The 3,144-nt window shown below is 36.5% G+C and carries 3 protein-coding genes; all 3 read left to right on the forward strand.

Annotated features, from left to right (window positions below; genetic code table 11):
• Positions 1-973 (forward strand): MobV family relaxase (gene mobV, locus ACFQ0V_RS13210; RefSeq protein WP_381014445.1); only part of this gene is annotated, 973 nt, incomplete at its 5' end.
• A gap of 280 nt (positions 974-1,253) precedes the next feature.
• Positions 1,254-2,339 carry a protein rep gene (locus ACFQ0V_RS13215; RefSeq protein ID WP_381014448.1) on the forward strand — a complete coding sequence of 362 codons (1,086 nt, stop codon included), beginning with the start codon at positions 1,254-1,256 and terminating at the stop codon, positions 2,337-2,339.
• A gap of 1 nt (position 2,340) precedes the next feature.
• Positions 2,341-2,469 carry a hypothetical protein gene (locus tag ACFQ0V_RS13220; RefSeq protein ID WP_381014447.1) on the forward strand — a complete coding sequence of 43 codons (129 nt, stop codon included), beginning with the start codon at positions 2,341-2,343 and terminating at the stop codon, positions 2,467-2,469.
• Positions 2,470-3,144 lie beyond the last annotated feature (675 nt).

A 3,144-nucleotide genomic window follows, 5' to 3' on the forward strand; every position in this document is an offset into this window, starting at 1 on the left:
GCGATTAGATCCTGATGAACAGAAACGATTTTTTGAGGAAAGTTATAAATTATTTGCTGATCGATATGGGAAACAAAATATTGCGTATGCGACTGTTCACATGGACGAGAAAACTCCTCACATGCATTTAGGAGTTGTTCCTATGCGCGATGGAAAATTGCAAGGAAAAAATGTGTTCAATCGTCAAGAATTGTTGTGGCTGCAAGACAAGTTTCCAGAGCATATGCAGAAGCTCGGTTTTGATTTACAACGTGGAGAAAAAGGTTCGGATCGAGAGCATATTGAAATGAGTAAATTTAAAAAACAAACGTTAGAAAAAGAGATTGATCTTTTAGAGAATGAATTGAAAAATAAAAAAAGTGAGTTGGCGATTCTATCTGAAGAAGTTTCAGGCGAATTTAAGATTCCAGTGAAAAGAGAAAAGAAAAGCGTTGAAGTTCCAACAGGGAAACGAAATCTTTTGGGGATCGAGCAAAAGAAAACGGTTATGAAATCAACGGGGAATGTAATTTTAAAAGACGAAGTGTTTCAAGATTTGAAGAAAAAAGTAAAAGCAGGCGCAGTTTTGCAAACGAGAGTGGATCAGTTGTTAAATACTGATTTCGCAAAAGAGAATCAATCGCTGAAAAAAGAAGTGAAAGAGTTGCGATCTACAAATAAATCTTTATCCGAAGAAAATAGTCGTTTAAAGAGTACAGTGGAGCATCTAACGAATGAGATCGAAAGTTTATATGTATTGACGAAAGATTTCTTAAAAGCCCGTACAAGCGATTTAGAGAGCTTTAAGGAGTTGTTTGGGGTATTTGTAGGTAAAGTGAAAGAAAAAGCGCCTAGAGGGCTTTTCGTGCGTCAGCATGAGCGATCAGAAGAAAAGAAGAATACTTTTTCGCTTCAAGATGTTTTGCAGCGTGATCGAGAACTTCGTGAGCAAAGAAAAGCAAAGAGGAAAAAATCGCATGATTTGGAGCGATAAGAAAAAGCACTCGAATGAGTGCTTTTTTTGCGTTTTGAGCGTAGCGAAAAACGAGTTCTTTCTATTCTTGATACATACCTAACTATTTCCGCACGGAAATTGATAGGTATGTCCACGTCAAAGCCTTATGTATCAAGGGATATAAAAAAAACGACTTGCATTTTCCAGCATAGTGTTTTATGATTTAGGTGCTTAGTCTAAAATCAACAAAACTTAGGAAAGGAGCAAATCGCTTTTTGTGTCTTTTATTAAATTAATCTAGAGCGATTATACAGTGTCTATGAAAATAAATCAAGAAGTAAAAGTTAATAAGAATGTTTTGAGAACTACGGAATTGGGTCAATATATTTTACAGAAGTATACTCCAAAAAAAGATTTAATTCGTAAACTTGCTGAATATGCGGATGGTGTTTTCAAACCGAAAACGTTAGAAAGAGTGAAGTCGTGTGGTGATTTTATGCAGCACCTTACAACAGTTGATATGAGCGCAAGGCGAGTACATCGATCAAATAGTTGTGGAAACAGGTTCTGTCCTATTTGTACATGGAATAAGGCTAAAAAAGATGCAATTATGATTTCGGTGGTCATGGAAGCCATTCGTCATGAGGAAGATCAAGAGTATATTTTTTTAACGCTGACTGCTCCAAATGTCGATGGCGATGAATTGAAAAATGAGATTGATCGGTTCAATAAATCGTTTAATAAATTATTTAAACGTCGCAATGTCCAGAAAGTAATTAATGGATACGTGAGAAAGTTAGAAGTCACATATAACAAAGAGCGTTTCATCACGAAAGAAATGTATAAAAATGCAACTGCTTATTATAAAAAACGTGGCTTACAGGTGGGCGATAATAATCCGAACTATGACACATACCACCCTCATTTTCACGCTATTTTGGCAGTGAATAAAAGCTATTTTACAGATACGAAAGTGTATATTAATCAAGCAAAATGGCTTGAAATGTGGCAAGAATGTATGAATGATTCCAGCATTACGCAAGTGGATATTCGCAAAGTCCGTTCTTCCGAAAAGTCGGAGAATGGCGCAATTTTAGAAGTCGCAAAGTATTCTGCGAAAGGTAATGAATTGTATCATTCTCAAGATGTTTTTGAAGTGTTTTATAAGGCGTTAAAAGGTCGCCAGCTGATCACGTTCAATGGTTTATTTAAAGAGTATGTGAAAAAATTCAAGAATAAAGAGTTAGAAGAATATCAGAAAGAAGATGAAAACATTTATACGCATTTGCTAACTTCAATTTGGCGAACGTCTAAGTATGAAAATATGCTCCGTGAACTAACGCTAGAAGAATTTGAGGAATATAATTCTAAAGCTAAAAAAGTTGAAGAAATGGAAGTGGAATAAAGTGACTGATAGAGAAAAAGAATTATTAATTGAGATCGAAAAATTGAAAGAGCAAATTGAAGAATATCGAATAATTGAAGTTGAATTGTCTACTCAAATTGATTTGTTAAGAGAAGGAATAATTAAATGAATTGATTGAGATACACAAAGATACGAGAGGATGTGGCATAAATGGGGTTAATGACGTCTGATCAATTTGTTAAAACAACAAGTATCAGTTATTGTTCGGAATGTGAAAAAGATTTTCGAGATGGTGAAACGTGTCATTTTACATGGTACGAAAACAATGTGTTTTGCCATGATTGCAAAGAGATCATGAACAATCGAGTGAATGACAAATATCTTGATTGGCAGTTACGAATTTATAAAAAATAATTGAGATACAAAAGACACAGAAGATACGGGGATGATCTCGTATCTTTTTTGTTTTTCAACTCGCTGGAGGGAGAAGGGATATGTGGCAATTGTCAACGGTAAATCGGACTGAACGAAGCGTAGCGAAGTGAGGGAGAATTTAAGGAGTTGACAATTTGATCGCACCCGAACCCTCTTGGCACTGAAACAAACCCCACGTTTGTTTCTGCCTACCGGCGAGGGAGCCCCCTCAAAAAGTGAGGGGGTTGGGGGAGCTTTTTGAAAGGGGTCAAGGGAGAATTTCTCCCTTGTGGGTTTGGGCAAAGCCCAAGGTTTTTCATTCGCTCAAGCGAATGATCGGCGGTAGCCGAAGCAGCCTCGCAGAGCACACCTTTACGAATGTAAAGTATAGTGTGCTATACTTTACATGGAAGTTGCGCCGATTTGTCAT

Source organism: Savagea faecisuis (genome assembly GCF_042675605.1).
Classification (GTDB): domain Bacteria; phylum Bacillota; class Bacilli; order Bacillales_A; family Planococcaceae; genus Savagea; species Savagea faecisuis.